At 72.6% G+C, this 25,633-nt stretch carries 22 protein-coding genes; 19 read left to right on the forward strand and 3 right to left on the reverse strand.

Annotation, left to right across the window (positions count from 1 at the left end; all coding sequences use genetic code 11):
• Positions 1-82 precede the first annotated feature (82 nt).
• Positions 83-1,567 (reverse strand): CAP domain-containing protein, encoded by a 1,485-nt coding sequence (locus QTQ03_RS26330; RefSeq protein WP_289281000.1) that lies wholly within the window; start codon positions 1,565-1,567, stop codon positions 83-85.
• Between the two features lie 356 nt (positions 1,568-1,923).
• Here QTQ03_RS26330 and QTQ03_RS26335 point away from each other — a divergent pair, with 356 nt between their 5' ends.
• The 3 genes from QTQ03_RS26335 (at position 1,924) to QTQ03_RS26345 (ending at position 6,704) form a co-directional block, all read left to right on the forward strand.
• The gene (locus tag QTQ03_RS26335) at positions 1,924-2,118 is read left to right on the forward strand and encodes a hypothetical protein (protein ID WP_289280400.1); all 195 of its coding nucleotides are present in this window, start codon (positions 1,924-1,926) and stop codon (positions 2,116-2,118) included.
• 366 nt (positions 2,119-2,484) lie between these two features.
• On the forward strand, positions 2,485-6,081 hold the full coding sequence (gene smc / locus QTQ03_RS26340; protein ID WP_289280401.1) for a chromosome segregation protein SMC: 3,597 nt from the start codon (positions 2,485-2,487) through the stop codon (positions 6,079-6,081).
• Positions 6,078-6,704, forward strand: a complete 627-nt coding sequence (locus QTQ03_RS26345) for an HAD family hydrolase (RefSeq protein ID WP_289280402.1) — start codon at positions 6,078-6,080, stop codon at positions 6,702-6,704. The genes smc and QTQ03_RS26345 overlap by 4 nt, the downstream gene beginning before the upstream one ends.
• A gap of 64 nt (positions 6,705-6,768) precedes the next feature.
• On the opposite strand, the gene QTQ03_RS26350 is transcribed toward QTQ03_RS26345, so the two are convergent.
• Both QTQ03_RS26350 and QTQ03_RS26355 read right to left on the reverse strand, forming a co-directional pair.
• Positions 6,769-7,299, reverse strand: a complete 531-nt coding sequence (locus QTQ03_RS26350) for a DinB family protein (protein ID WP_289281001.1) — start codon at positions 7,297-7,299, stop codon at positions 6,769-6,771.
• A gap of 121 nt (positions 7,300-7,420) precedes the next feature.
• Complete coding sequence (locus QTQ03_RS26355) at positions 7,421-9,133, reverse strand: alkaline phosphatase D family protein (protein ID WP_289280403.1); 1,713 nt, start codon at positions 9,131-9,133, stop codon at positions 7,421-7,423.
• Between the two features lie 170 nt (positions 9,134-9,303).
• Between QTQ03_RS26355 and ftsY the strand changes: the two genes are divergently transcribed.
• The 16 genes from ftsY (at position 9,304) to lepB (QTQ03_RS26435) (ending at position 25,630) form a co-directional block, all read left to right on the forward strand.
• Positions 9,304-10,494 carry a signal recognition particle-docking protein FtsY gene (gene ftsY / locus QTQ03_RS26360; protein WP_289280404.1) on the forward strand — a complete coding sequence of 397 codons (1,191 nt, stop codon included), beginning with the start codon at positions 9,304-9,306 and terminating at the stop codon, positions 10,492-10,494.
• 7 nt (positions 10,495-10,501) lie between these two features.
• Complete coding sequence (locus QTQ03_RS26365; protein ID WP_289280405.1) at positions 10,502-11,365, forward strand: aminoglycoside phosphotransferase family protein; 864 nt, start codon at positions 10,502-10,504, stop codon at positions 11,363-11,365.
• Between the two features lie 183 nt (positions 11,366-11,548).
• Positions 11,549-12,916, forward strand: a complete 1,368-nt coding sequence (locus tag QTQ03_RS26370; protein WP_289280406.1) for an ammonium transporter — start codon at positions 11,549-11,551, stop codon at positions 12,914-12,916.
• Positions 12,917-12,940: 24 nt separating this feature from the next.
• Positions 12,941-13,279: a P-II family nitrogen regulator gene (locus QTQ03_RS26375; protein ID WP_353890652.1), complete on the forward strand. Its 339-nt coding sequence runs from the start codon at positions 12,941-12,943 to the stop codon at positions 13,277-13,279.
• A gap of 11 nt (positions 13,280-13,290) precedes the next feature.
• Complete coding sequence (locus QTQ03_RS26380) at positions 13,291-15,660, forward strand: [protein-PII] uridylyltransferase (protein WP_289280408.1); 2,370 nt, start codon at positions 13,291-13,293, stop codon at positions 15,658-15,660.
• Positions 15,661-15,834: 174 nt separating this feature from the next.
• The gene (gene ffh / locus QTQ03_RS26385; RefSeq protein ID WP_289280409.1) at positions 15,835-17,382 is read left to right on the forward strand and encodes a signal recognition particle protein; all 1,548 of its coding nucleotides are present in this window, start codon (positions 15,835-15,837) and stop codon (positions 17,380-17,382) included.
• A 235-nt stretch (positions 17,383-17,617) separates the two neighbouring features.
• Positions 17,618-18,697: an amidohydrolase family protein gene (locus QTQ03_RS26390; protein WP_289280410.1), complete on the forward strand. Its 1,080-nt coding sequence runs from the start codon at positions 17,618-17,620 to the stop codon at positions 18,695-18,697.
• A 131-nt stretch (positions 18,698-18,828) separates the two neighbouring features.
• Entirely contained in the window at positions 18,829-20,235 is a 1,407-nt protein-coding gene (gene proS / locus QTQ03_RS26395) for a proline--tRNA ligase (protein WP_289280411.1), read from the forward strand.
• Between the two features lie 148 nt (positions 20,236-20,383).
• Positions 20,384-21,031 carry a ribonuclease FAU-1 family protein gene (locus tag QTQ03_RS26400; protein WP_289280412.1) on the forward strand — a complete coding sequence of 216 codons (648 nt, stop codon included), beginning with the start codon at positions 20,384-20,386 and terminating at the stop codon, positions 21,029-21,031.
• Positions 21,032-21,272: 241 nt separating this feature from the next.
• On the forward strand, positions 21,273-21,731 hold the full coding sequence (rpsP, locus tag QTQ03_RS26405; protein WP_289280413.1) for a 30S ribosomal protein S16: 459 nt from the start codon (positions 21,273-21,275) through the stop codon (positions 21,729-21,731).
• The gene (locus QTQ03_RS26410) at positions 21,706-21,966 is read left to right on the forward strand and encodes an RNA-binding protein (protein WP_289280414.1); all 261 of its coding nucleotides are present in this window, start codon (positions 21,706-21,708) and stop codon (positions 21,964-21,966) included. The genes rpsP and QTQ03_RS26410 overlap by 26 nt, the downstream gene beginning before the upstream one ends.
• Positions 21,967-21,968: 2 nt before the next feature.
• Entirely contained in the window at positions 21,969-22,511 is a 543-nt protein-coding gene (rimM, locus tag QTQ03_RS26415; RefSeq protein ID WP_289281002.1) for a ribosome maturation factor RimM, read from the forward strand.
• Between the two features lie 72 nt (positions 22,512-22,583).
• Complete coding sequence (gene trmD / locus QTQ03_RS26420) at positions 22,584-23,357, forward strand: tRNA (guanosine(37)-N1)-methyltransferase TrmD (protein ID WP_289280415.1); 774 nt, start codon at positions 22,584-22,586, stop codon at positions 23,355-23,357.
• 144 nt (positions 23,358-23,501) lie between these two features.
• A complete protein-coding gene (rplS, locus tag QTQ03_RS26425; RefSeq protein ID WP_289280416.1) occupies positions 23,502-23,858 on the forward strand; it encodes a 50S ribosomal protein L19 in 357 nt (118 codons plus the stop codon).
• A gap of 182 nt (positions 23,859-24,040) precedes the next feature.
• A complete protein-coding gene (lepB, locus tag QTQ03_RS26430) occupies positions 24,041-24,985 on the forward strand; it encodes a signal peptidase I (protein WP_289280417.1) in 945 nt (314 codons plus the stop codon).
• A 9-nt stretch (positions 24,986-24,994) separates the two neighbouring features.
• Positions 24,995-25,630: a signal peptidase I gene (lepB, locus tag QTQ03_RS26435; RefSeq protein ID WP_289280418.1), complete on the forward strand. Its 636-nt coding sequence runs from the start codon at positions 24,995-24,997 to the stop codon at positions 25,628-25,630.
• Positions 25,631-25,633 lie beyond the last annotated feature (3 nt).

Consider the following 25,633-nt stretch of genomic DNA (forward strand, 5'->3'; position numbering starts at 1 on the left):
TCCGCTCAACGAGGGCGGACCCGACAACGACTCGCGGATGCCGGACACCGGCCGCAGCCACGGCCGGTGTCCGGTCCAGGCCCTAGCGCGGTGCCGCGAAGACCTGCGTCCAGTACGGCCCGTTGCTGCTGGCGATGCCGACACCGATCTCGGTGAAGTCGCAGTTCAGGATGTTTTTCCGGTGTCCGGAGCTGTTCATCCAGGCGTCCATCACGGCGGCCGGGGTCCGCTGGTTCCAGGCGACGTTCTCGCCGTATGTGCTCCACTCGTAGCCGACCCGGTTGATCCGCTCGCCGGGGTCGCTGTCGTCGCTGCCGTCGTGCGACATCTTCTGGTGGTCGGCCTGGTCCTGGCTGTGCCGCTGGGCGGCGAGCATCAGCTTGTCGTCGATGCTCAGCGCGCCGCAGCCCGCTTTCGCTCGCTCGGCGTTGACCAGGTCGACGACCTCGCTGGCCTGGGCGCTGACGCTGCCGCCGGAGGGGGCCGCGGTGGTGCCGCTGGTGGCCGGCGCGGTGGTGCGCGCCGGTGCGCGGCGGGACGTGGCGGTGGACCGGGACACGGCCGGCGTCGATCTGGCGCTCGGCTTGCTGCTCGGCGTAACCGACGGGGAGGGCGTCGCGGTGGTCGGCACGGCGCTCGGGCTGGTGGGGGCGAGCGCCTCGGCCGGTGTCTCCGCGCTCTCCGCCAGGGCTGGGGCTGTCGCGACGGTGTTGTCCACGGCCGAGGTGGGGGTGCGGCCGTCGCCGCCGGAGAGGGCGAGGGCGCCGACTCCGAGGCTGACCACCAGCGTTGCCGCCGCGGCGGCGCCGCCGATCAGCACGGGGCGCGGCAGTCGACGGCGGTGCCCGCCGTCGACCGGCGGCTGGCCGGCTCCGACCGTGACGGCCGGCGCGCCGGTTGCCGGCAGCTCGCTGGTTACCGGCTCACCGGGGTACGCCCCGGTGGGCGTGCCCGCCCAACCACCGGTTGCTTCCTCCTGCCGCCACTCGCCGGTGGCCGCAGCCGGGCGCCAACCGGCCGTCGGCTCGTCGGATCGCCAACTGGCGGTCGCCTCTTCCCGCGGCCAGCCCGGGTTCTCCCCGCGCTGCCACGCGGTGGGGGGCTCGTGGCTCCCGGCCGCGGCGCGCTGCCAGCCGCCTGTCGGTTCGTCGCGCTGCCAGCTGCCTGTGGGTTCCGCGTGCTGCCAGCTGCCTGTGGGTTCCGCGTGCTGCCACGCGGTGGTGGGCTCGTGGCCCCCGGCCTCGGCGCGCTGCCAGCTGCCTGTCGGTTCGTCGCGCTGCCAGCTCGAGGTGGGCTCCGGGCGCCGCGCCGGTTCGTCGCGGTACGCCGCGGCCGGCTGCCGCGGCGGTGCGTCGCGCCGGTCGGGCTCGGGCTGCCAGCGGGCGGTCGGCTGCTGCCGGGACCACTCGTCCGCGGGCCGGTCCGGGTCGTCGCCGAACAGGTAGGCCGAGCGCGGCTCGGGGTGGTCGGTCAGCCAGGCCGGTTCGTCGGCCGCCGGTTCAGGCCGCCGAGCGGCGCCATCCGGTTCGATCGGGTCGTTCCAGCCGTACACGCCTCTAGCCTCCATGTTTCGGTAGCGGGCCGAGGTGACGCTACGTGCGGCCACGACCGGCGGCAATGCGGCTAAGAAAGAGTTAAGGGGAACCGAAAGGCCGGGGGTGGGGTCTTCCGGGAGATCGGAGCGTACGGTTAACGAGTCCGGACAGAGCGTGTCCGCGCCGTGTGGCAACCCCCAGCAGGTGGGCCGGGTCGACGTCGAGATGATCTGCGGCCTGCGAGAACTTGACGACGGCGGGGGTGTCGCCTCAATATGGATGTGTCGCCAGTCGCGCCCGGTCATGCCCAGAATCGCCTGGGTCGACAGCCGCGTACGAATGGGCGCGCGTTGGCCGGCCTTCCGGCAGCGCATATCAAGGAGTCAACATGGCGAAGGCCCTGTACGGCCACGTAGGTGCGGCGCCCGACCGGCGCCTGCTCGACGAGGTCACCCGACTGCGTGCCATGGTTCAGGCACTGGAGTTCGAGGTCACGCGGCTGCGTGCCGAGAATGATCGGCTCGCTGCGGCTGCGGCCGAGGCGGACGATCTGCTCCGGATCGCCGAGCCCGCGCTGACCTGATCCACCGCGCTGACCTGATCCTTCGGGTCCGCAAAACTGAATCATTCCACGCGAAAATGTCGCGCCGACACGAACGTGCCGGCGCGCAGCTTTGTGTCCGTCCACCCGCCCGCCCGCCGATCGGCCGGCGGCGGACACCGTGCCCCACCGGCGCTCCGCCGGGAAGCCGTGCCGCGGACGCCCCGGAAAGCGTCGTGGACGCGTCGATAACGAGAACCGGTCGATAACGAGAACCGGGCGAGACGGGCCGGTGTGGCTCCAGGTGGGTCGCTCGCGCGGTGCTCGCCGGCCGCGGGTTAGTCTGCGGGTTCACCAGGTCCGCGCAGCCGGCGACGGTACGGCGGCCACCGGACGAGGATCGAGAAGGTGCATCTCAAGAGCCTGACGGTGAAGGGTTTCAAGTCCTTCGCCTCCGCGACGACGCTGAAGCTGGAGCCGGGGATCACCTGCGTGGTGGGTCCGAACGGCTCCGGCAAGTCCAACGTCGTCGACGCCATCGCCTGGGTGCTTGGCGAGCAGGGTGCGAAGGCACTGCGCGGCGGCAAGATGGAGGACGTCATCTTCGCCGGCACCGCCGGTCGTGCGCCGCTCGGCCGGGCCGAGGTGACCCTCACGATCGACAACACCGACGGCGCGTTGCCAATCGAGTACACCGAGGTCTCCATCACCCGGCGGATGTTCCGCTCGGGCGAGAGCGAATACGAGATCAACGGTGACTCCTGCCGCCTGCTCGACATTCAGGAACTGTTGTCGGACTCCGGTATCGGCCGGGAGATGCACATCATCGTCGGGCAGGGCCGGCTCGACGGTATGTTGCACGCCAAGCCGGAGGATCGGCGGGCGTTCATCGAGGAGGCTGCCGGCGTCCTCAAGCACCGCAAGCGCAAGGAGAAGGCGCTGCGGAAGCTCGACGCGATGCAGACCAACCTCAACCGGCTCACCGACCTCACCGCCGAGTTGCGCCGCCAGCTCAAGCCGCTCGGCCGGCAGGCCGAGGTGGCCCGCCGGGCCGCCGTGATCCAGGCCAACCTGCGGGACGCCCGGCTCCGGCTGCTCGCCGACGACCTCGCCACGCTGCGGACCACCCTGGACAAGGAAATCGCCGACGAGACCGCCCTGCGCGAACGGCGGGAGCAGGTCGAGGCCGAGCACGCCGAGATCCAGTCCCGCCTCGGTGAACTGGAGGCGGTACTCGCCGAGGACGCGCCGCTGCTCGCCGCCGCGCAGGACACCTGGTACAAGCTCTCCGCGTTGCAGGAGCGGTTCCGTTCCATCGAACAGCTTGCCCGTGAGCGGCTGCGCCACCTCAGCACCACGCCGGACGACGAGCGGCCGGGCCGGGACCCGGACCAGTTGGAGGCGGAGGCGGAGCGGGTCCGCGAGCAGGAGGACGAGCTGCGCGCCGCGCTCACCGACGACCAGATCCGGCTCGCCGAGGCGGTGGAGCACCGCCAGGAACTGGAACGGCAGCTCGCCGCCGCCGAGCGGGAGCTGGTCGCGGCGGCCAAGGCCATCGCCGACCGCCGTGAGGGGCTGGCTCGGTTGACCGGGCAGGTGAACTCCGCTCGCGCCCGTACCGCCACCGCCGGTGAGGAGATCGAGCGACTCGCCGCCGCGCACGCCGACGCGCTGACCAGGGCGGAGCGGGCGCAGGCCGAGCTGGACGCCGTCGCCGAGCAGTCCACCGAGGCGGACCGGGACAACGCCGACCTGGACGCGCGGCACGCCGAGGTGGTCGCGGCCCAGGAGAAGGCGCAGGCGACGGTGCGGACGTTGAGTGACGCCGAGCGGGCCGCCGAGAAGGATGCGGCGACCTGGAAGGCCCGCGAGGAGGCCCTCGCCCTCGGCCTGCGCCGCAAGGACGGCGCCGGCGCGTTGCTGGCTCGCGCGGACGAGGTGCCGGGGCTGCTCGGCGGTCTGTCCGGGCTGCTCACCGTGGCCCCCGGCCACGAGGCCGCACTCGCCGCCGCCCTGGGCGGCCTCGCCGACGCGGTCGCGGTCAGCGGCGTGGACGAGGCCATCGAGGCGATCCGGATGCTCAAGATCGCCGACGCCGGGCGGGCGGGCCTGATGATCGGCAGCGCCGCGGGGCCGGGGATGGCCGGTTCCGCCGACGCGCTGCGTCCCAAACTGCCCGACGGCGCCCGCTGGGCACCCGACCTGGTGGAGTGCGCCGCCGAGATCCGGGCCGCGGTGCACCGGGCGTTACGCGACGTCGTCCTCGTCGACGACCTCGCGGCCGCCGCCGAGGCGATCGCCGGTAACCCGGAGCTGCGCGCGGTCACCCCGGACGGCGACGTGCTCGGGGCGTACGCCGCCGCCGGTGGATCGGCCAGGGCACCCAGCTTCATCGAGGTTCAGGCCGCCGTCGAGGAGGCCCGGACCAGCCGCGTCGCTGCCGAGCGGACCGCCGCCGAGCTGCGCGAGCAGCTGGCCGACGCGCGCGCCGAGGTGGCCGCCGCCAAGGAGGCGGTGCAGCACGCCGCCGCCGTTAAACGGGAGGCGGAGAGCCACCGCAACGCGGCCGCGCGCCGGCTCGCCGAGCTGGGCGGGGCGGCCCGGTCGGCGCAGGCCGAGACCGATCGGCTCGGGGAGTCCCGCGCCCGGGCCGAGGCGGCCCGGGAACGCGACCTCGCCGCCCTCGGCGAGCTCGAGGAGCGGCTGCGGCTGGCCGAGGCAACCCCGATCGACGCGGAGCCCTCGACCGAGGAGCGCGACCAACTCGCCGCGATGGCGCCTCGGGCGCGGCAGAACGAGATGGAGGTGCGCCTCGCCGTGCGTACCGCCGAGGAGCGGGTTTCCTCGATCGCCGGCCGGGCCGATTCGCTGCGCCGGCAGGCGACGGCCGAGCGGGCCGCCCGCGAGCGGGCGGCGGCGCGGCGGGCGGCGCGGACCCGCGGTGCGGCGATCGCGGGGGCGGTGGCCGGCGGCGCCCGGGAGGCGCTGACCCGGCTCGCCATCTCGATCACGCAGGCCGAGGAGCACCGCGACGCCGTGGCGCGCGAGCGGGCCGCGCGGGAGGCCGAGCTGTCCGAGGTGCGCGGCGCCGCCAAGCGTCTCGGCACGGAGCTGGAACGGCTGACCAGCCAGGTGCACCGGGACGAGGTCGCCCGCGCCGAGCAGCGGCTACGCATCGAGCAGCTGGAGGCCAAGGCCGCCGAGGACTTCGGGCTCGACGTGGCGACGTTGGTCGCCGAGTACGGCCCGTCCCGTCCCGTCCCGCCGACCGACGCCGACGTCGCGGCGGCCGACCGGGACGGCCTGCCGGTGCCCGAGCCGGTCCCCTACGAACGGGCCGTGCAGGAGAAGCGCGCCGCCAAGGCGGAACGGGAGCTTGCCCTGCTCGGCAAGGTCAACCCGCTGGCGCTGGAGGAGTTCGCGGCGCTCGAGGAGCGGTACAAGTTCCTCGCCGAGCAGTTGGAGGACCTGAAGGCCACCCGGCGTGACCTGCTCACCGTGGTCAAGGACGTGGACGACCGGATCCTGGAGGTCTTCGCCAGCGCGTTCGCCGACACCGCGCGGGAGTTCGAGCAGGTCTTCGGCGTGCTGTTCCCCGGCGGTGCGGGGCGACTGGTGCTCACCGACCCGGACGACCTGCTCGCCACCGGCGTCGAGGTGGAGGCCCGGCCACCGGGCAAGAAGATCAAGCGGCTGTCGCTGCTCTCCGGCGGCGAGCGGTCGCTGACCGCGGTGGCGATGCTGGTGGCGATCTTTCGCGCCCGGCCCAGCCCGTTCTACATCATGGACGAGGTGGAGGCGGCGCTCGACGACGTGAATCTGGGCCGACTGATCACGCTGCTGGCGCAGCTGCGAGAAAAGAGCCAGCTGATCGTCATCACGCACCAGAAGCGGACCATGGAGGTCGCGGACGCCCTCTACGGCGTGACGATGCGCAACGGGGTCACCCAGGTGATCAGCCAGCGGCTCAACCGGGCCGATGACAGGCAGGAGAACAACGAGTGAGTCGGGAACGCGCCACGGCGCTCCTGGTGGACTTCGACGGCGTGCTGCGCCGCTGGGACCCGGCGGTGGCCGCCGGCGTCGAGCGGAAGTACCGGCTCACCGAGGGCGTCCTCGGTGAGATCGCGATGTCGTGGGGGTTGCTCCAGCCGGTGCTGACCGGCAAGGTCAGCCACGCGGACTGGACGGCCAGCGTGGCGGACGCGTTGACCCCCGCGGTCGGCGATCCGGGGCGGGCCCGCGCGGCGGTCGACGAGTGGCAGCGGTACCGAGGCGAGGTGGATCCCGAGGTGTTGGCGTTCGTCCGTGAGGCCCGGGCGGCCGGGGTGCGGGTCGGGTTGGGCACCAACGCCACCGACCTGCTTGACGCGGACCTGGCCGCGCTCGGGCTCACCGACGAGCTGGATGTCGTGGTCAACTCCGCGGTGGTCGGGGTGCACAAGCCGGCGAAGGAGTACTTCGAGCGGGCCTGTGACGCCCTGGCGACCCCACCGTCACGGGTGCTGTTCGTCGACGACGAGGACCGTGCGGTCGCCGGCGCCCGGGTGGCCGGTCTGTCGGCGCATCGCTGGAGCGGCCCCAACGACCTCCGCTACCTGCGCGCGGCCCTCACGCCGGCCGCCTGACCCGGAGATCTCGGAAGGATCCAGCCCTTCCGGGCCGCCCCCAAGACCCTCGTGCGCCGAACGGTCAGTCGCCGGTCACGCCGTCCAGACATTCGCGGATCAGGTCAGCGTGGCCGTTGTGCCGGGCATACTCCTCGATCATGTGGACGTAGACCCAGCGCAGGCTGACCTCGTGCGCGCTGCCATCGCGGCGACGCAGCGTGAACGTCTCGTTCAGGTCGTGCCCGGCGGCCGCGGCGTCGGCGGCCTCGATCTCGGTCCGGAACGCGGCGATGTCGGCCGCCGGGTCGGCGGTGGCCACGGTGTTGAACTCGGCGTCCGGGTCGGCGGCGAAGTCGTACTGGTCGGGCAGGTCCGCACCGGCGAAGCGCTGCCGGAACCACCACCGTTCCACCACGGTCATGTGCCGGACCAGGCCGATCAGGGTGAGGGCGGACGGAGCTACGCTCGCCGTCTTCAGCGGCCCAGCGGTCAGCCCCGAGCACTTGTGCAGCAAGGTGTCACGGTGGTAGTTGAGCCAGCCCTCCAGCATGGTGCGCTCGTCACCGAGGTAGGGCTCGTGCCGCCGGTCGATCAACGGTGCTTTCCACGTCATGCCGGCCATCGTCGCGCCCGGGTCCGACACGCGGCGACCGGACTAGCCACCGGGTGCGGCGGGCGGACGGGCCCGTCCTGGGTGCGTGCTTGTCCACCGGTGTTCGAGCGTAGGGAGCGGATCAGTCGTCGGGGGCGAGCCGGTGGTGCATCACCGGGCGCAGGCGGCCGTCGCCGGTGGTGCCCTCGATGGTCACCTCGGCCGAGTGCCCGACGTGCACCAGGGTGGCCAGCGCGTTGCCGAAGTACGGGCCGGCGAGCTTGCTCCAACGCATCGACGGGCGGCGGACCCCGACGGAGCGGGCGAGGGCGCGGGTGGCCCCGGACGGGCCCGCTGACCAGCCCAGCCGCATCAGGGGGCGCATCCCGGCGGGCACCTGGTTGTGGATGGGGGAGCAGGTGAGCTGGTGCACCGGGGTGACCACCCCCGGGTCGTCGAAGCGGGCCCGGGCCACGTACGAGTGGTGTACGTCCCCGCCGAGCACGCTGATCGAGGCCGGTGGCGCGTACGCCGGGCCGGCGCCCACCGGCGTTCCGGGCGAGCCCGGGGCGCCGGTGCCGATCCGGGCGAACAGTGCGCCGAGCCCTTCGAACGAGCGGCGGAACGCCGCCCAGTGCTCCAGGTCGAGGCCCCGGCGTAGCCGCTCGGCCAGGCCGGCGACCCAGCGCCGGCGGGAGTCGGCGAGCCGCTCGTTCCACGTCTCCATGTGGTGGATGCCTGGTGGGAGCAGCCAGGGCAGGGAGGATCCCACGACCAGGTGGTCGTACGTGCCGTGGGCCCGGTCGACGAACCACGACCATTCGCCCGGCGGCAGCATCGCCCGCTGGCCGGGCCTCAGCACCCGGCTGCACCGGTTGTCGAGCATGACCAGCCGGGTGCGGCCCAGATCGAGGGCGTAGCTCCACTGGTACTGCACTGCCCGCCACCGTCCGGTGTCGTGCGCGAGGTCGGACTCCTGGTCGACCCGGTGGCCGAAGTCCCGCAGCACGCCGGTGGCGTCCTCGGCGGCGGTCACCTTCGCGTACACCGGGTCGGCCGCGATCTCGTCCGGCGAGAGGTTGCCGAGGTGCTGGTAGACCCAGTACGAGGCCAGGCCGCTGCCGATCCGTTCCGACCACCACGGCTGGGCGCGGGCGTCGGAACGCCAGGAGGCGGAGGTGTTCCAGTCGTCGATGACCTCGTGGTCGTCGAAGATCATCACGCTCGGCACGGTCGAGAACAGCCACCGGATCTCCGGGTCACGCCAGGACTCGAGGTAGAGCTTGGTGTACTCGTCGAAGCTCACCACCTGGTCCGCCGGCGCGCCCTTCGGCCGCCGGCGGCGCCGCTTGAGCAGCCGCCGCACGGTGGGTGAGGCCTTGTCCGCGTATACCTGGTCGCCGAGGAGCACCAACAGGTCCGGCAGGGCCGCCGGGCCGAAGTCGGCCGCGAGCCGGCGGGCGTACGCGTCGAGCGCGTCCGGGGGTAGCCGCCGCGCGGTGGCATGCTGCGTGGTCTCCCGGCAGGAGCCGAAGACCAGGCGGACCGGCTGGTCCCGGTCGTCGGCCGCCCGGGTGCGGATCACGCTGGCCGGGAACGGGCTGCCCGGCTCCGGCCAGGCGCGTTCGCCGTCGACCAGCACCTCGTACGTGGTCGCCCGGTCCGGCGTGAGCCCGGACACCACGACGAGGGCGTAGTGGTGGTCGTACGCCGAGAAGGTGGGGGCGGCGCCGGTGGCGCCGTCGGCTGTGCGGACGGTGACCACCGCCGGTCGGCTGGTCTCCACCCAGATCGTGGCCCGCGTGTCGACGACCCGTCGCAGCAGCGGGCCGACGAGCAGCTGTGCGGCGGGCATGGCGGACCTCCGAGGATGAGCGAGCCCGGTCTGTACCACCCGGCCGGTCCGCACCGTCCGGCCGGGTGGTCGCACCACTGCTGGCTGGGGGTCGAGCCTACCGCCGCATCCGGCGGCGTCGAGGGCGCGGTGGTGAAGACGGCGTGGCCGACGTCTGACAGGATTTCGGCATGACGGAATACCTCCTCATCGCACTCGCACTGCTCGGTGTGCTGATCCTCGGTGTCCTCGGGCTGGTGGTGCCGAAGCTGCGCCGGCGTCCCGAGCCGCCGCTGCCGACGACGGAGGTCGAGACCCGTGCCGAGGAGGACCTCGCCGGGCCGCCCGTCGAGGCGCCCGAGGCGGAGGTGTCCGCGGGTGTCCTGGTCGAGCCGCCGGTGGTGGAGGCGCCGCCGGCGCCCCCGGTGGAGGTGCCCGAGCCGACCGCCGGCCGGCTGGTCCGGCTGCGCTCCCGGCTGTCCCGCTCGCAGAACGTCTTCGGCAAGGGCCTGCTCGGTCTGCTCGGCCGGGACCACCTCGACGAGGACACCTGGGAGGAGATCGAGGACAGTCTGATCACCGCGGACGTCGGCATCGACTCGACCCGGGAGATCGTCGACCGGCTGCGCGAGCGGACCCGGGTGCTCGGCACCCGGTCCGCCACCGAGCTGCGGGCGTTGCTCGCCGCCGAGCTGGTGAACGCTCTGGACCCGGCCCTGGACCGGTCCCTGAACACCGCGCCCAAGGACGGTGTGCCCGCCGTGCTGCTGGTGGTCGGCGTCAACGGCGCCGGCAAGACCACCACCTGCGGCAAGATCGCCCGGGTGCTGGTGGCGGATGGTCGCAGCGTGATCCTCGGCGCGGCGGACACGTTCCGCGCCGCCGCCGCCGACCAGCTGGAGACCTGGGCCGGACGGGTGGGCGCCGAGACGGTTCGCGGCCCGGAGGGGGCGGACCCCGCCAGCGTGGCCTTCGACGCGGTCAAGCGTGGCATCGAGACCGGCGTGGACACCGTCCTGATCGACACCGCCGGTCGCCTGCAGAACAAGGTCGGCCTGATGGACGAGTTGGGCAAGGTCAAGCGGGTGGTGGAGAAACACGGCCCGATCGACGAGACGCTGCTGATCCTGGACGCCACCACCGGTCAGAACGGCCTGGAACAGGCGCGGGTCTTCACCGAGGTGGTCAACGTGACCGGGGTCGCGCTCACCAAGCTCGACGGCACCGCCAAGGGCGGCATCGTGATCGCCGTGCAGCGCAGGTTGGGCATCCCGGTGAAGCTGGTCGGGCTGGGCGAGGGCAAGGACGACCTGGCCCCGTTCGACCCCGCGCAGTTCGTCGACGCGCTGCTGGGTGCCGAGGCCGCCGGACGGGACGCGTAACCTCGCAGTGACGACCGACGATCGCGCCTACGTCGGGTGGCGCGACCCCCGCCACCCGGGCCCCCGCCTCGGGAGACCGTACGTGACTTCGCAGGAGATCCCGCTGCGCGGTGGGAACGTCAGCACCGTGGTCCGGGTGGGCGACACGGTGCGGCGTAACGCGGGTCCCTGGACCCCGGCGGTGCACGCCCTGCTGCGGCACCTGGAGTACGTCGGCTTCACCGGCGCTCCCCGCGCGCTCGGCATGGACGAGCGGAACCGGGAGGTGCTGTCGTACCTGGAGGGGGAGTGCGGTGGGTACCCGCTGGCGCCGCACTGGGTCACCGACGAGGCGTTGGTGACCGTGGCCACGATGCTGCGCATGTTCCACGACGCCCAGTACGGCTTCGTGGCGCCAGCGGGGGCCGTGTGGCGCTCCTTCGGGCCGCCACCGCCGGACACCGAGGTGATCTGCCACCACGACGCGGCCCCGCACAACGTGATCTGGCGCCCGGACGGCACGCTCGGGCTGATCGACTTCGACCTCGCCTCGCCCGGCGCCCGCATCTACGACGTGGCGTACGCGGCCTGGACCTGGGTACCCGTTTTCTCCGACCGTGACTCGATCACCCTCGGCTGGAACCGCCCGGACCGGCCGCGCCGGCTGCGGCTGTTCGCCGACGCGTACGGGCTCATTCCGCGTGACCGGCACCGGCTGATCCGCACCATCCGGAAGCGGATCGTCGACCACGTGGAGGGCATCCGGCGGATGGCCGCGGCGGGCGAGCCGGCGTTCGTCCGGATCGTGCACAAGGGGCACCTGCGCCGGCCGATGCGGGACCTGCGGCTGCTCGACTACGAGCGGCAGGCACTGGAGAGCGCCCTGCGGTAGGGCACGACCGGACCCGGCGGTTGTGCGGGGTTCTTCACACGTACGAAACAAGCCGTCACCGATCGGAAATCGGCGGGTGACGCTGAAGGAAACAGGGAGCGACGAAGCTTCCGCGCAACCGGTGGACGGGCGACGCTGCCCAGGAAGCCGGGAAGGAGGGAACTTCACCGTTAGGAGGCCAGCGTGCCTGAAGCACCGACGATCGATACCGGCAACACCGCCTGGTTGCTTGTGTCGAGCGCGATCGTGTTGCTCATGACGCCCGGACTGGCGCTGTTCTACGGCGGCCTCAACCGGGCCAAGGGCGTCCTCAACATGATTATGATGAGCTTCTCCGCGATCGGGCTCGTCAGCATTCTGTGGCTGTTCTACGGCTTCTCCATCGCCTTCGGCGAGGACCAGGGTGGGGTCATCGGTGACCTCGGCCAGTATCTCGGCACCAAGACGTTCATGGCGGAAACCGACCTGTGGGGCGAGACCGGGATCCCGCTCTACGTGTTCATGGCGTTCCAGATGATGTTCGCGATCATCACGGTGGCGCTGATCAGCGGCGCGATCGCCGACCGCGCCAAGTTCTCCGGCTGGCTGCTCTTCGCCTTCGGCTGGGCGACCCTGGTCTACTTCCCGGTCGCCCACTGGGTGTGGGGCGGCGGCTTCATCGGCGCCCAGCTCGGCGCGCTGGACTTCGCCGGCGGCACCGCGGTGCACATCAACGCCGGTGCGGCGGCGCTGGCTTTGGTGCTGGTGCTGGGTAGGCGGCTCGGCTGGCCCCGGGAGACCATGAAGCCGCACAACGTCCCGATGGTCGCGCTCGGCGCCGGCCTGCTGTGGTTCGGCTGGTTCGGTTTCAACGCCGGGTCCGAGCTGACCGCCGACTCGACGACCGGCCTGGCGTTCGTCAACACCCAGGTCGCGACCGCCGCAGCAGTTCTCGGCTGGCTGCTGGTGGAGAAGCTGCGGGACGGTCGGCCGACATTGGTCGGCGCCTCCTCCGGGGCCATCGCCGGCCTGGTCGCCATCACCCCCGCCTGTGCCTTCGTCACACCGTGGGCGGCTGTGCTGCTCGGTCTGGTCGCCGGTGTGCTCTGCGCGCTGGCGGTGAGCCTGAAGTACCGGCTCGGCTACGACGACTCGCTCGACGTCGTCGGCGTGCACTTTGTTGGTGGCTGGATCGGCTGCCTGTGGATCGGCCTGTTCGGGACCAGCTCGGTCAGCTCGTTGGTGAGCGACGAGGGCCTGTTCTACGGCGGTGGGGTCGCCCAACTCGGTGTCCAGGCGCTCAGCGCCCTGATCGTGACCGTTTACTCCTTCGCGGTGGCGTTCGTCCTCGGCTTCGTCATCCAGCGGACGATCGGCTTCCGGGTTTCCGAGGAGGCCGAGGTCGAGGGGATCGACATCGCCGAGCACGCCGAGAGCGGTTACGACCTGTCTCCGGCCACCGGCGGCGCCGGCGGCGGTGCGTTCGTGATGGCCGGCCTGTCCAGCGGGAAGCCGGCGGGAGACCCCGCCGCCTCCGACACCGAGCCGGCCACCGAGAAAGTCGCCGGTTAACGTTCTGGGATGAAGGGGTTGGACATGAAGCTGGTGACCGCGGTCATCAAGCCGTACCAGCTGGACGCGGTGAAGGAGGCCCTGCACGCCCTGGGCGTGACCGGCCTGACCGTCAGCGAGGTCCAGGGCTACGGCCGGCAGAAGGGGCACACCGAGGTCTATCGGGGTGCCGAGTACACGGTCGAGTTCCTGCCCAAGATCCGGGTCGAGGTGCTCACCGACGAGATGGACGTCGAGAAGATCGTCGACGCCATCGTGGCCGCCGCCCGAACCGGCAAGATCGGTGACGGCAAGGTGTGGGTGACCGGCGTCGAGGAGGTCGTCCGGGTCCGCACCGGCGAGCGCGGCCTCGACGCCCTGTAGGGCAGCCCTCGATGACCTCGTCGACCACCACCACGCCAGGACACCCTGGCGCCGGCGATCCGGGCGTGGTGGTCGACGAGGTCGTCGACGTACCCGGCGGGATCGGGGCGGGGGCGCGAGCCGCCCGAGCCGACGCGTTCGACGCCTGGCTGCGCCTGCTGCTGCCGGCCCGCACGGGCGTGGCGCTCGTCGCCGTCGGCGGGCTCGGGCGGCGGCAGTGCGCCCCGTGCGGGGACCTCGACCTGGTGCTGCTGCACGACGGGATGCCAGGCGTGGACGACCTGGCCGCCGCAATCTGGTACCCGGTGTGGGACGCCGGGCTGCGGCTCGACCACTCGGTGCGGACCGTCGCCGAGGCGCTGTCGGTCGCCCAGGACGACGTCAGGGTGGCCCTCGGGCTGCTCGACGCGCGCTGCGTCGCCGGCGACACGGCCCTCGCCGAGCGGCTGATCCGCGCAGCCGCCGACCGCTGGCGGCGCACCGCCGTCCGGCGACTCCCCGGGCTGCGGGAGATCACCGCCGCCCGCTGGGAGACCCATGGGGAACTGGCCTTCCTCCTGGAAGGCGACCTCAAGGAAGCGGCCGGTGGGCTGCGGGACGTGGGCATTCTCCGCGCCATCGCCGCCGCTGGTGTCACCGATGCACTGCGACCCGCCGTCCGCGCCGCCCACCTGCGGCTGCTCGACACCCGGGACGCCCTGCACACGCAGGCCGGTCGCCGGTTGGACCGGCTGGTCGCCCAGGAACGCGACGGCGTCGCGGCCCAACTCGGGCTGCGACAGGTTCCGCCCGATGCGGCGCCGGGGGCCGGCGCGGTCGGCAACGAGGGGGATGCGCTGCTGCGTCGGGTCGCGAGCGACGCGCGTACGGTCAGTCATGCGCTCGACGACGCCTTCCGGGCCGTCGATCGCCTCCGCGCCGGCCGCCGCCGGGGCGCCGACGGTCGCTCACTGCGTCGGCCCGTCGCGCGGGACGTGGTGGAGCACGACGGCGAGTTGGTGCTCGCGCGGACCGCGATCGGGGCGCGCCCGGATCCGAGCCTGTCGCTGCGGGTGGCCGCCGCCGCGGCCACCGCACGGCTACCGATCGCCCGGGCCACCTGCGAGTGGCTGGCCGCGTACTGCCCGCCCCTGCCGGCGCCCTGGCCGGCCGCGGCCAGGACCGCGCTGGTCACCCTGCTCGGCGCCGGTCCCGGCCTGGTGCCGGCGTGGGAGACCTGTGACCGGTACGGGCTGGTCGACGGCTGGCTGCCCGAGTGGACGCGGATGCGGAGCCTGCCGCAGCACAACCCGGTGCACCGGTTCACCCTCGACCGGCACCTGGTGCAGACCGCGTACGAAGCCAGCCGGCGCACCCGCGAGGTCGACCGGCCGGATCTGTTGCTGCTCGGCGCCCTGCTGCACGACGTCGGCAAGGGGCTCGCGGGCGGTGGCGCCGCGGCGCGGCCCGGCGGGCCCGGGCGCGGCGGCGTCTCCGACGATCACAGCGTGGTGGGTGCGCCGATCGCCGAGGCGGTCGCCGGCCGGATCGGCCTGCCGGCGCACGAGGTGGCCTTGATCGGCACGCTGGTCCGGCTGCACCTGCTCCTGCCGGACGTGGCCACCCGCCGTGACCTGGCCGACCCGAAGACCATCGCCGCAGTCGCCGGTCAGGTCGGCGACACCACCACCCTCGACCTGCTGCACGCCCTGGTCCGCGCGGACGCGGCGGCCACCGGGCCGGCCGCCTGGTCGCACTGGAAGGGACGGCTCGTCGCCGAGTTGGTCGCCCGGGTGCGCACCACGCTGGACACCGGCGTACCGCCCGAGCCGCCCGCCCCCGACCCGGCGCTGCTGGCCGGGCCGCTGCCGGTCGTACACCTGACCGGGGATCGGGTGGCGGTGGCCGCGGCGGACCGGCGGGGCCTGCTCGCGACGGTGGCTGGATGCCTCGCCCTGCACCGGCTGGAGGTGATCTCCGCGGACGCCTCGACCGTCGACGGGCGCGCGCTGGTCGAGTGCCGGGTGCAACCCCGGTACGGCCTCGTGCCTGATCCGGTCGCGCTCAGCTCGGACCTGCGGCGGGCGGTGACCGGCGACGTCTCGGTGAACCAGCGGCTGCGCGGGCGGGCTCTCGCGGCCAGCGGCGAGGGGGCCGCGCCCCGGGCTGTCTGGCACCGGGAGGCGGCCACCGACGCGGTGGTGCTGGAGCTGCGCGCCGCCGACGCCGCCGGCCTGCTCTACCGTGTCACCCGAGCCTTGGACGGGACCGGAGCCCAGGTGCGGGCTGCCCGGATCTCCACCCTCGGGGCGGACGTGGTGGATGCCTTCTACCTCGTCGGCGGTTGGCCGGACGATGCGACCCGGGCCCGCGTCGAGGCCGCCGTCCTCGCCGCGGTGTGAGCAAGGCTTCTCGGTTGCCGGGACAGTGGAGCGGCCCTTGCCAACCTTTGTCCCGCGGGCCCCCGACCGCAGGGCCGGAGCGGGGGTCCCGCGGGCCGGATACGCTAGCAGTGGCCGGACGGCTCGCCCGGCCACGCTCGTGCTCGCAAGAACACTGACAAACGGGATGTTCGCGTGTTTGACACCTTGAGTGACCGCCTGTCCGGGATCTTCACCAAGCTCCGCGGCAAGGGTCGGCTCACCGACGCCGACATCGACGCCACGGCCCGCGAGATCCGCCTCGCGCTGCTGGAGGCGGACGTCGCGCTGCCGGTGGTCAAGGGCTTCATCGCGAACATCAAGAATCGGGCCCGCGGCGCGGAGGTCTCCCAGGCGCTCAACCCGGCCCAGCAGATCATCAAGATCGTCAACGAGGAGCTGATCAATGTTCTCGGTGGCGAGGGGCGGCGACTGACGTTCGCCAAGCAGCCGCCGACCGTGGTCATGCTCGCCGGCCTGCAGGGCTCCGGCAAGACCACCCTCGCCGGCAAACTGGCCCGCTGGCTCAAGGCCCAGGGCCACCAGCCGCTGCTGGTCGCCGCCGACCTCCAGCGCCCCAACGCCGTCGGGCAGCTCCAGGTGCTCGGTGGTCGCGCCGGCGTCGAGGTGTACGCCCCGGAGCCGGGCAACGGTGTCGGGGACCCGGTGCGGGTCGCGCAGGCCTCGATCGAGCACGCGAGGCGGGCCGCGCGTGACATCGTCATCGTCGACACGGCCGGCCGCCTCGGCATCGACGCCGAGATGATGCAGCAGGCCGCCGACATCCGGGACGCGGTCAACCCGGATGAGGTCGTCTTCGTCGTCGACGCGATGGTCGGTCAGGACGCCGTCCGCACGGCCGAGGCGTTCCGCGACGGTGTCGGCATCACCGGCGTGGTTCTCTCCAAGCTTGACGGCGACGCCCGCGGCGGTGCCGCACTGTCCGTCCGGGAGGTCACCGGGCAGCCGATCCTGTTCGCCTCCACCGGCGAGAAGCTGGAGGACTTCGACGTCTTCCACCCCGACCGGATGGCCAGCCGGATCCTCGGCATGGGCGACGTCCTCACTCTGATCGAGCAGGCCGAGGCGGCCTTCGACGTCGATCAGAAGGAGAAGATGACCGCCAAGCTGATGGGCGGCGAGAACTTCACCCTGGAGGACTTCCTCGATCAGCTCATCGCGGTCCGGCGGATGGGCCCGATCGCCAACGTGCTGGCCATGATGCCCGGTATGGGGCAGATGAAGGATCAGCTCGCGGACCTGGACGACAAGCACTTCGACCGGGTCACCGCGATCATCCGGTCGATGACCCCGGCGGAACGGACCAACCCGAAGATCATCAACGGCTCGCGGCGGGCCCGGATCGCCAACGGCTCCGGTGTCACCGTGATGGACGTCAACCAGCTGCTCAACCGCTTCGCCGACGCCCAGAAGATGATGAAGCAGATGGGCGGCATGATGGGCCTGCCCGGTGGGGGTCGGCGCAAGGCGACCAAGTCGCCGAAGAACAAGCGCAAGGGCACCAAGGGCGGCGGTCGGCCGCGTACCGGCGCCGGGATGCCGGGCGGCTTCCCGGGCGGGATGCCGCAGCTGCCTCCGGGCATGGACCCGAACGACCTGGCCGGCCAGGGCCTGCCGCCGGGCTTCAAGCTTCCGAAGATCGACTTCAACAAGCTCGGCAAGGGGGACAAACGCCCCCGCTGAGCGGCCCAGCCCCGCGGGTTTCCGAGCCCTGCCCCGGTCACTGGTCAGCGGATGCTGCCCGCCGAGCCCGGTCGCCGCACGTCGGCCCGGTTCGGGCCGCCTCGCGGACGATGGGGGATTTCCCGGCCTCGGGCCACCGGGCGTTCGCCGGTTCGGCGCGTCCAGCCGAGCCGGGCGACCGGGAACGCGGGTGCCGCCCGGCGCGACCAGCGGCGGATCCGGTAGGACTGAGCGCATGGCTCTGCATCTGCGCGGCGTGCTCCTGCCCGACGACGAGGTCCGAGATCTCTGGCTGGTCGGCGACCGGGTCACCTTCGCCCCGGTGCCCGGCGCCGAGACGATCGCCGACGGCGGCTACCTGCTGCCCGGCCTGACCGACGCGCACTGCCACATCGGCATCGCCCGCGGCGGCACCCCTATCACCTCGGTCGACCAGGCCCGCGAGCTGGCCCGCACCGACCGGGACGCGGGGGTGCTCGCCATCCGCGACGCGGGCTCGCCGTACCCGTACCCCGAGCTCGACGATGAGCCGGACCTGCCGCGACTGGCCCGCGCCGGCCGGCACATCGCGCCGCCGAAGCGGTATTTGCGCGACATCGGGGTGGAGGTCGGTGCGGCCGAGGTGGCCGCCACGGTCACCGCCCAGGCGCGGGCCGGCAACGGCTGGGTCAAGCTGGTCGGCGACTGGATCGACCGGGGGGTGGGCGATCTGGCGCCGGCCTGGGACGCGGACACCATGACCGGGGCGGTCGCGGCCGCGCACGCCGCCGGGGTGCGCGCCGCGGTGCACACGTTCTCCGCGGCCGGCGTGGAGATCATGGTGCGGGCCGGGGTGGATTCGGTGGAGCACGGCACCGGCCTCAGCCTGGATCTGATCGACCTGATGGCCCGGCAGGGCACCGCGCTGGTGCCGACAATGATCAACGTTCGGACCTTCGGCGGGATCGCCGACCAGGCCCGGGCGAAATTCCCCGGGTACGCCGAGCACATGCTCGCCCTGCGTGACCGCTTCCCGGCGGTGGTGCGCGCCGCGTACGAGGCGGGAGTGCCGATCTACGTGGGGACGGACGCCGGTGGCGGCATCGACCATGGACTCGCCGCCGAGGAGATGCTGCTGCTGCACGAACGCGCCGGCATGTCCGCGGTGGACGTCCTCGCCGCCGCGTCGTGGCGAGCCCGCGAGTGGCTCGGGTTCCCCGGTCTGGTCGAGGGCGGTCTGGCCGATCTGGTCGTCTACCCCGAGGACCCGCGCCGCGACCTCCGCGTCGTGCGCGCCCCCGCCCGCGTCATCCTGCGCGGACGGGTCGTCCGCTGACCCGACCTCGGGCGGCGTCTCTCGATTCAGCCATGATGGATCTACGACGTGCCGTGGCGCGGGCGCCGCGCACCCGGTGCCGACCTGCCCGATGACGGACACCGTCCCGGCGCCGCATAAGATGTGCGGTCATGGCGCGCGTGCTCACTCCCCGTGCGGAGGACTTTCCCCGCTGGTACCAGGATCTGATCGCCAAGGCGAAGCTGGCCGACAACGGGCCGGTCCGGGGGACCATGGTGATCCGACCGGCGGGCTATGCCATCTGGGAGCGGATGCAGGCCGAGATGGACGCCCGGATCAAGGCGGCCGGCGCGGAGAACGCGTACTTCCCGCTGTTCATCCCGGAGAGCTACCTCAAGCGTGAGGCCGAGCACGTCGAGGGCTTCTCGCCGGAGCTCGCGGTGGTGACCCACGGTGGCGGCAAGCAGCTCGCCGAACCGGTCGTGGTCCGCCCCACCAGTGAGACGGTGATCGGCGAGTTCATGGCCAAGTGGGTCGACTCCTACCGAGACCTGCCGTTGCTGCTCAACCAGTGGGCCAACGTGGTGCGCTGGGAGCTGCGCCCGCGGGTCTTCCTGCGCACCAGCGAGTTCCTCTGGCAGGAGGGCCACACCGCGCACGCCACCCGCGAGGAGGCCCGGTCCTACGCCCGCAAGATCCTGCACGAGGCGTACGAGGACCTGATGGTCAGCGTGCTCGGGATCCCGGTGGTGGTCGGCCTGAAGACCGCGCGGGAGCGGTTCGCCGGCGCGACCGCCACCTACACCTGCGAAGGCATGATGGGCGACGGCAAGGCGCTCCAGTTGGGCACGAGCCACGAGCTGGGGCAGAACTTCGCGAAGGCGTTCGACATCAGCTATTCGTCGGCCGAGGGGGGCCGGGAGCACGCCTGGACCACCTCCTGGGGCACCTCGACCCGGATGCTCGGCGGTCTGATCATGTGCCACGGGGACGACAACGGCCTGCGGGTGCCGCCGAGGCTGGCCCCCGTCCAGGCGTACGTCATGGTGGTCAAGGACGGGGAGGGGGTCGGCGAGGCGGCGGCCAAGCTGCGCGACGCGCTGCGCGACGCCGGCGTGCGGGTCGCGCTCGACGACCGCACCGACACCCCGTTCGGCCGCCGGGCCGTCGACGCCGAGCTGCGCGGTTACCCGGTCCGCGTCGAGGTCGGCCCCCGCGACCTGGCTGCCGGCAACGCGGTGGTGGTCCGGCGCACGGAGGGCTCGAAGTCCCCGGTGCCGGTGGCGGACGTGGTCGGCTCGGTGCTCGCCGCCCTGGCCGACGACCAGCAGGCGCTGCACGACCAGGCGCTCGCCAACCGGGAGACCCGCACCCGCGAGGTGTCGACGCTCGCCGAGGCGATCGAGGCGGCCGCGACCGGGTGGGCCCGGGTGCCGTGGTCGGCAATCGGCGTGGCGGGCGAGGCCGAGGCGAACGCCCAGGGTGTCACCGTGCGCTGCCTGGTCCGCGCCGACGGCTCGGTGCCGGACTCCGAGGACGAGCCCGACCTGACCGCCATCCTGTCCCGCGCCTACTGACGGGCAAGGAAGGCCCCCTGCTGGTGCCGGACCTGGACAGGCGGCCCGCGCCGGCGGCGGCGCCCGTCCGCACGGTGCCGGCCTCCGGCGGACGGCGGACGGCCGACGGCGGACGGCGGACGGCGGACGGCTCGGTAGGGTCGGGGCCGTGAGGTTCGAACCGGGGCGTTTGGTGGTCCACCGGAATGTGCGGCGCGGGCGGATCGGGTGGGCCCGGCCCGCACGGGTGGTCAGCGACGACGAGCGGGGCCTGCTGCTCTGGGTCGCCCGGGACTCGGCGGTCGCCAGCGAGGTCACCGAGGCCGGGCTCGGGATGCGGGCGATCCCGTTCGCCGAGTGGATCGTCTCGACCTACCGGCTGGCGACCGGTCGGTGGAAGGGGCCTCCCCTGCTGAAGTTCCTGCCCACCGGCGCCGCGCACTCGGTGTGGTGGTTCCGGGACGTAGAGGGACGTTTCGCCCACTGGTACGTCAACCTGGAGGAACCGGGTGTGCGGTGGGACGATGGCGACCTCGCCGGCGTCGACGTGGTGGACCAGGATCTGGACGTGGTCGTCCACCCCGACCGTCGCTGGGAGCGGAAGGACGAGGACGAGTTCGCCGAGCGGCTCGACTTCCCCGAGCACTACTGGGTGGCGGACGCCGCCGCGGTCCGGGCCGAGGGGAAACGGGTGATCGCGCGGGCCGAGGCGGGGGAGTTCCCGTTCGACGGCACCTGGTGCGACTACGTGCCCCCGGCGGACTGGGTGGCACCTCGGGACCTGCCGCCCGGCTGGGACCGGCCTCCGGCGCGCTGAAGGTGCCATGTTCCCCTCACGTTCCGGCGACGGCGGATGACCCGGGCCGGTCCGGTGTGAGCGTTCCCGGACCGATCTGGCAGAATGGTTGGCTGGTATCCGGCGGGTGTCCGGCGCCCTCTACCCCGGGCACCGCCAGTCCACCGAGCAGCCTCCGGCCCAAACCCCACTGTGCCGGTCGGCGCTCACCCGTGCACCGCCCGTTCCGGGCCGGTGAGATCGCAACAGGAGCGAAAGAACTGTGGCCGTAAAGATCCGGCTCCTGCGGATGGGCAAGATCCGCAACCCGCAGTACCGCATCGTCGTCGCCGACTCGCGTACCAAGCGCGACGGCCGGGCGATCGAGTTCGTCGGGATCTACCAGCCGAAGGAGGAGCCTTCGGTGATCGAGGTCAAGTCGGACCGGGTGCAGTACTGGCTCTCCGTGGGCGCGCAGCCGAGCGAGGCGGTGCAGCGTCTGCTGGAGAAGACCGGCGACTGGCAGAAGTTCAAGGGTCTGCCGGCCCCCGAGCCGCTGAAGGTCGCCGCCGAGCGGGCCGACCGTAAGGCGGCCTACGAGGCTGAGGCGAAGGCCGCCGCCGGCCTGGCGGAGACGCCGGCCAAGCCGGCCAAGAAGGCGGCCGCCAAGGCCGAGCCGGCCGTCCAGGAGGCTCCGAAGACCGAGGAGCAGGCCGGTGCGGACTCCGGCGAGCAGGCCTGACATGGAACTGCGTCCGGCGTTGGAGCATCTGGTCAAGGGCATCGTCGACCACCCCGACGACGTTCGTGTCCGGTTGGTCGACTCCCGTCGGGGCAAGCGGCTCGAGGTCCGCGTGCACCCGGAGGATCTCGGCACGGTGATCGGGCGGTCCGGGCGGACCGCCAAGGCCCTGCGCCAGGTGATCGGCTCCGTCGGTGGGCGCGGCGTCCGCGTCGACATCGTCGACTCGTACTGATGCTGCTCATCGTCGGCCGGATCGGTCGGCCGCACGGGATCCGCGGCGAGGTCACCGTGGAGGTGCGGACCGACGAGCCCGAGGCGCGTTTCGCGCCCGGCATGGTGCTGCGCACCATGCCGGGCGCGAACGCGTCCGGCGAGCAGCCCGGCGCCTACCGGGTGCCGGAGGGCCTGACCGTCGAGTCCGCCCGCTGGCACCAGTCGCGGCTGCTGGTGACCTTCGAGGGCGTGCTGGACCGCGACGTCGCCGAGGCACTGCGCGGGACCCTCGTCGCGGTGGACAGCGCCGACCTGACGCCGCCGGAGGATCCGGAGGAGTTCCACGACCACCAACTGGTCGGTCTGGCCGTGGTCACGCCGGCCGGGGACCGGCTGGGTGAGGTCGCCCGGATCGACCACGCGCCGGCCTCCGACCTGCTGGTGCTGCGCCGTCCCGGCGAACGGGACGCGCTGATCCCGTTCGTCAGGGCGATCGTCCGCGAGGTCGACCTCGCCGGCGGCCGTGTCGTCGTCGAGCCGCCCGGCGGCCTGCTCGACCTCTGACGGGGACGTAGGCCGCGGTCGGCGGGCCAGCGGCGCCAGCCGTCCGGTCCGAAAGTTGTGGGAGCATCGCGTATGCGCGTCGACATCGTGTCGATCTTCCCGGAGTACTTCGCTCCACTGGACTTGTCGCTGATCGGCAAGGCCCGTGCCAGCGGCACGCTGCGGCTGGCCGTGCACGACCTGCGGACCTGGACCCACGACGTGCACCGCACGGTCGACGACACGCCCTACGGTGGCGGACCCGGGATGGTGATGCGGCCGGAGCCGTGGGGAGAGGCGCTGGACGCCCTCGCCGCGCCGGAGGCCGCCCCGCCCCGGCTGCTGGTGCCCGCGCCGACCGGCGCTCCGTTCACCCAGGCGATGGCCCACGAGCTGGCCGCCGAACCGCACCTGCTCTTCGCCTGCGGCCGGTACGAGGGAATCGACCAGCGGGTGCTCGACCACGCGGCGGGCCGGATGCCGGTCACCGAGGTCTCCCTCGGCGACTACGTGCTCTTCGGCGGTGAGGTCGCGGTGCTGGTGATCCTGGAGGCGGTCACCCGACTGCTGCCGGGAGTGCTCGGCAACGCGGGCTCGCTAACCGAGGAGTCGCACGCGCACGGGCTGCTGGAGGCCCCGATGTACACCAAGCCGGCGACGTGGCGGGACCTGGCGGTGCCGGAGGTGCTCCGCTCCGGCGACCACGGGCGGATCGCCCGCTGGCGTCGGGACGAGGCGTTGATCCGAACCGCCGGCCGCCGGCCGGACTTGCTGGCCGCCCTCGACCCGGCGTCCCTCGACAAACGGGACGTCGCGGCGTTGGAACGGGCCGGATTTCGACCCGCGCCGGGGAATGTGGCAAAGTAGGGGGGGTGCCGCAGCCGGCCGCGCCGCGGGCGGCTGCGAGGACCCTCGACCGGGGCCGGTCCGCACCGGCAACCACCCGGGGGTCAGGAATGCCCATCCGCGCACCGACTGACGGTGCGCCGTGAGCCTCACGAGGACGCAGCAATGAACATCCTGGACGCTCTTGACGCCCAGTCGAAGCGGACCGACGTTCCCGACTTCCGCGCCGGTGACACCGTCAAGGTGCACGCACGGGTCGTCGAGGGTAACCGGTCCCGGGTCCAGATCTTCCAGGGCGTCGTCATCCGCCGCCAGGGTGACGGTCTGCGGGAGACCTTCTCGGTCCGCAAACTCAGCTTCGGGGTGGGTGTCGAGCGCACCTACCCGATCAACAGCCCGGCCATCGACCGTATCGAGGTCGTGACCCGCGGTGACGTCCGTAGGGCCAAGCTCTACTACCTGCGGGAGCTACGCGGCAAGAAGGCGAAGATCAAGGAGAAGCGCGAGAAGCAGCCGAGCTGACATCTCGCTGCGCCACGCCGCCCGAGCTGCTCGTATGCCGTACCGACCGGACCGCACTACCCTGGTCGTACGGGCGCAGTAGGGCGGTCCCCACCGCGCGGTGGGAAGGCGTCCACTGCCGCCCGGGGAGCCTCGACGGGGTTCCCGGGCGGTAGTGTCATTTCTGCGGACCGGGGAGTGGCGTGGTGCAGACCCTCGATGAGGACGGCGCGGTCGACCCGTGGCGTCGACGGGCCCGTCGACGCCACCGGCAGATGCCGCTCTGGCAGGAGTTGCCGCTGCTGCTGATCGTCGCGTTCTGCCTCGCCGTGCTGATCCGCACCTTCCTGCTCCAGGCGTTCTTCATCCCCTCCGGTTCGATGGAGGACACTCTCCTCGTCGGTGACCGGGTGCTGGTCAACAAGGTCGTCTACGACGTACGGGACCCGGTGCGCGGCGAGGTGGTCGTGTTCCGGGGCACCGACCGCTGGGCCCCCCAGACCGACGGGCAGCCCGAGCCCGGCTTCGTCGGCAAGCTCGGCGCCACGATCGGCGACCTTGTCGGGGTGAGCCGTCCCGGCGAGAAGGACTTCATCAAGCGGGTGATCGGCCTGCCCGGCGACCGGGTGGCGTGCTGTGACGCCCAGGGCCGGGTGCTGGTCAACGGCACACCGCTGGACGAGCCGTACGTGATCCGCGACTCGCCGCTGGACGTTCCGCCGAACCCGCGCGAGTGCCGGTCCCGGCGGTTCGAGGAGATCGTGGTCCCACCCGGGCAGATCTTCGTGCTGGGCGACCACCGGCTGGTCTCCCAGGACGCCCGCTGCCAGGGGCCGGTGCCGATCGACAACGTGGTCGGCCGGGCGTTCGGCGTGGTCTGGCCGTCGTCGCGGTGGAGTTCGCTGTCCGTCCCGGGCACCTTCGCGGCCGTGCCGGGCCCGGTAGGCGCGCCGACGGGCATCGCGCCGCCGGGCATCGCGCCGACCGGCATCGCGCCGACCGGCATCGCGCCGACCGGCATCGCGCCGACCGGCATCGCGCCGCTCCGGCCCACCCCGGACGGTGGTGTGGTGCTGTTCCTCCCACTATCCGCCGTGCTGCTCCGTTCTCGCGCGTTCCGGACGCCGCTCTTCAGCCGGGCAACGTAGGCTCCTTGCGTGATTGACGAGCAGACCGACAAGTCCCGCAGCTCCTTCTGGAAGGAACTGCCGATCCTCCTGGGCGTGGCGATCCTGGTCGCGGTGCTGGTGCGAGCCTTCGTGCTACAGACCTTCTTCATCCCCTCGCCCTCGATGGAGAACACGCTACAAATCGACGATCGGGTGCTGGTCAACAAGCTGGTGTACGACTTCCGGTCGCCGCACCGGGGTGAGGTGATCGTTTTCAAGGCGCCGGTCGAGTGGAGCGGCAACCCCGACGGGGAGGACTTCATCAAGCGGGTCATCGGCGTCGGTGGGGACCAGGTGGTCTGCTGTGACGAGCAGGGGCGGATCACGATCAACGGCACCTCGCTGGACGAGCCGTACCTGTACTCCGTCGACGGTGAGCGGGACAAGCCAGCCGACCAGGAATTCGACGTGACCGTCCCGGAGGGGCGGCTCTGGGTGATGGGTGACCATCGGTCCGCCTCGGGCGACTCGTTGCAGCACTGGCAGCAGTCCGGGCAGGACGTCACCGAGGCGACCATCCCCGAGAACGACGTTGTCGGCCGTGCCTTCACGGTCTTCTGGCCGTTTGGCCGAGCGCGTCTCCTGAGCGTGCCCGAGCAGTTCGACGCCGTTTCCAGTTCCTGACCG

The organism is Micromonospora sp. WMMA1363 (genome assembly GCF_030345795.1).
Lineage (GTDB): Bacteria > Actinomycetota > Actinomycetes > Mycobacteriales > Micromonosporaceae > Micromonospora.

What these genes read in the sequence shown, in the direction of transcription:
- QTQ03_RS26330 (WP_289281000.1), bottom strand. Translation starts at nt 1,567, where the DNA reads ATGGAGGCTAGAGGCGTGTACGGCTGGAACGACCCGATCGAACCGGAT.
- QTQ03_RS26375 (WP_353890652.1), top strand. Translation starts at nt 12,941, where the DNA reads ATGAAGCTGGTGACCGCGGTCATCAAGCCGTACCAGCTGGACGCGGTG.
- QTQ03_RS26390 (WP_289280410.1), top strand. Translation starts at nt 17,618, where the DNA reads ATGGCTCTGCATCTGCGCGGCGTGCTCCTGCCCGACGACGAGGTCCGA.
- ftsY (WP_289280404.1), top strand. Translation starts at nt 9,304, where the DNA reads ATGACGGAATACCTCCTCATCGCACTCGCACTGCTCGGTGTGCTGATC.
- QTQ03_RS26335 (WP_289280400.1), top strand. Translation starts at nt 1,924, where the DNA reads ATGGCGAAGGCCCTGTACGGCCACGTAGGTGCGGCGCCCGACCGGCGC.
- QTQ03_RS26380 (WP_289280408.1), top strand. Translation starts at nt 13,291, where the DNA reads ATGACCTCGTCGACCACCACCACGCCAGGACACCCTGGCGCCGGCGAT.
- QTQ03_RS26355 (WP_289280403.1), bottom strand. Translation starts at nt 9,133, where the DNA reads ATGCCCGCCGCACAGCTGCTCGTCGGCCCGCTGCTGCGACGGGTCGTC.
- trmD (WP_289280415.1), top strand. Translation starts at nt 22,584, where the DNA reads ATGCGCGTCGACATCGTGTCGATCTTCCCGGAGTACTTCGCTCCACTG.
- QTQ03_RS26350 (WP_289281001.1), bottom strand. Translation starts at nt 7,299, where the DNA reads ATGACGTGGAAAGCACCGTTGATCGACCGGCGGCACGAGCCCTACCTC.
- proS (WP_289280411.1), top strand. Translation starts at nt 18,829, where the DNA reads ATGGCGCGCGTGCTCACTCCCCGTGCGGAGGACTTTCCCCGCTGGTAC.
- rplS (WP_289280416.1), top strand. Translation starts at nt 23,502, where the DNA reads ATGAACATCCTGGACGCTCTTGACGCCCAGTCGAAGCGGACCGACGTT.